This is a genomic window from Moorena sp. SIO3I6 (genome assembly GCF_010672095.1).
Map to the genome: position 1 here is coordinate 1 of NZ_JAAHHU010000832.1, position 2,122 is coordinate 2,122.

A 2,122-nucleotide genomic window follows, 5' to 3' on the forward strand; every position below is an offset into this window, starting at 1 on the left:
AATGCTACTGTAGCTGGGTGGCAGGACTCTTCCCGGAAGTCAGCTACCATTGAGTCTGAGTTAGACACTATCGAGCAAGCTCTTCAGGAAAAGGAAAAGTTAATTCAACAACTACAAGTTTCAACATGCGAGCTGAACACACAGAAGCAACAGAAGCTAGATAATGTGGTTGCTTATCAAGAAGTAAAATTTGCTGATGCTGCCAGCGTACCGATGGCAAAGAAGGTTTCTGGGACCGTGGTCATGGAGAAACCGATAACAGTTATGGAACCGTTAATGGAACCGTTAGTAGTTACCCAGCAACCAGTGCTTGAAAACCTAGGGATATGATGGCAGCAGAGAAACGTAAAAGCTGCAATCTATCAGTTTGCCTCTGCTCAAACTTTCTTAGGCTACACCAAGGGATGCAGTCGGCCAAAGGGTGGAACCCCCATTCGCGATGGCATCAAGAATACTTCTGATGCTTCTGAACCATCCACAAGCATCAGAAATCCTCAAGTTCTGGTGAAAGAAATTGTGCTAGTTGAAGCACTCCAAAGTCAAAACCAAAACCTATCGGCTCAGCTAGAATCTCTCCAAACATCTCTAAAAGCAGCACCCCAAGTCTCTGAGCAAGCTAAAGTTGCAGCTTAGATAATAAGTAAGCATTCAGCTATCAGCGTGTCGCGTATCAGCGTGTCGCGTATCAGCTATTATCAGCTATTATCAGCTATTGACCAAGCTACGGAAACAGCTTTTTAATAAAAGAAGCTGACCGCTGACCGCTGACCGCTGACCGCTGACCGCTGACCGCTGACCACTGACCACTGACCACTGACCGCTGACCGCTGACCGCTGACCGCTGACCGCTGACCGCTGACCGCTGACCGCTGACCGCTGAATGCTTACAAAATATCAGCAGCACTTTATAGGCGGTCTTTACTTTAAAAAGACCGCCTATGACTATAAGAAGCATGTGATGTTAATTACAGTTAATCACTTTTCAAGTCAGTTATTTTATGACAGTTAATTGTTAATTAGTAATTGGCAATTTTATTTTTAGATATAGCGTTGATCATACTGTTGTTCATGCTTATGAGGTAAATTCAATTTATTTCCCCCTACTCCCTACTCCCTACTCCCTGCTCCCTAAAACCCAGCATTTTGTACCTCACGACCTTGAAAATTGCTATATTAAACTTTGCTCAGAGGCATTTTCCCATCCTTAACCTCAAGCAGATGTGACCCAGAAGATTGCACTAGCTCAATTTCCAGACCTTCCCGCGCCATAATCGTATTAGAAAACTCCTTAACAGCCTGTTCTCCGATATGGTCCAAAACATCATCATTATGCAGGGGGTCATGATGGAAGATAACCAATTTTTTGGCATTAGCAGCTCGAGCAACATTAATAGCTTCCTGCCAGGTGGAATGTCCCCAACCCATTTTGCTTGATACCTCAGAGTAGTATTCTTCATTAGTGTAGGCAGCGTCGTAAATCATCACGTCCGCATGACGGGCCAGCCGCAGGACATTTTTATCTAAACCCTCTTCGAGATGTTCTGTGTCAGTGATGTAGGCAGCTGAATAGCCTCGCCAGTTAACTCGATAGCCAACGGCTTCACCAGGATGGTTCAAGGGCGCATTTTCTACCGTAATCTCACCAATCTTGACTGTTTCTCCGATCTCAAGGTTATAGAACTTCTTTTTCGATTGCATAATTTGCAAGGGAACTGGAAAATTTGGGTGGGTCATCTGATCAGTTAGACGATTCTCGATGGTCGCACCGTTAGGTGCGCAGGTGCCATAAATATGGAAACAATTCTTTTTAATAAAGGCAGGGGTAAAGAAAGGGAAACCCTGAATATGATCCCAATGAGAGTGGGTAAAAAATAGATGAGCTTCTACCGGCATCTCCTTGAGTAGAGACTGTCCCAAAACTCGCAACCCTGTGCCACCATCAAAAATTAGACGCTCATGACCAACTCGCATCTCTATACAAGGTGTGTTGCCTCCATACCGAACTGTTTCTGGTCCTGGACAGGCAATACTACCTCTGACGCCCCAAAAACGAATAGTGAATAAGTTGTGGGTATTAGACATAATTTTTCCTTGCAGGCTTTTGCAGTTAGTTCATCAGTGA

The 2,122-nt window shown here is 44.5% G+C and carries 4 protein-coding genes and 1 pseudogene; 2 read left to right on the forward strand and 3 right to left on the reverse strand.

What is annotated here, in order from left to right; genetic code table 11:
• On the forward strand, positions 1-330 hold a 330-nt coding region (locus tag F6K49_RS43295), incomplete at its 5' end, for a hypothetical protein (RefSeq protein ID WP_293107834.1).
• A gap of 174 nt (positions 331-504) precedes the next feature.
• Positions 505-633: a hypothetical protein gene (locus F6K49_RS43300; protein WP_293025882.1), complete on the forward strand. Its 129-nt coding sequence runs from the start codon at positions 505-507 to the stop codon at positions 631-633.
• Positions 634-705: 72 nt separating this feature from the next.
• On the opposite strand, the gene F6K49_RS53940 is transcribed toward F6K49_RS43300, so the two are convergent.
• From F6K49_RS53940 to F6K49_RS43310, 3 genes and pseudogenes are all read right to left on the reverse strand, one after another.
• On the reverse strand, positions 706-882 hold the full coding sequence (locus F6K49_RS53940) for a hypothetical protein (protein WP_366514309.1): 177 nt from the start codon (positions 880-882) through the stop codon (positions 706-708).
• A pseudogene (locus F6K49_RS53945) lies at positions 815-955 on the reverse strand (hypothetical protein); the annotation flags it as partial. The pseudogene F6K49_RS53945 and the gene F6K49_RS53940, both read right to left, overlap by 68 nt.
• Before the next feature lie 218 nt (positions 956-1,173).
• Complete coding sequence (locus tag F6K49_RS43310; RefSeq protein ID WP_293039572.1) at positions 1,174-2,082, reverse strand: MBL fold metallo-hydrolase; 909 nt, start codon at positions 2,080-2,082, stop codon at positions 1,174-1,176.
• Positions 2,083-2,122 lie beyond the last annotated feature (40 nt).

Bases quoted from the DNA above. Each gene is read 5' to 3' on its own strand.
- F6K49_RS43310 (WP_293039572.1), bottom strand. From the start codon at position 2,082: ATGTCTAATACCCACAACTTATTCACTATTCGTTTTTGGGGCGTCAGA.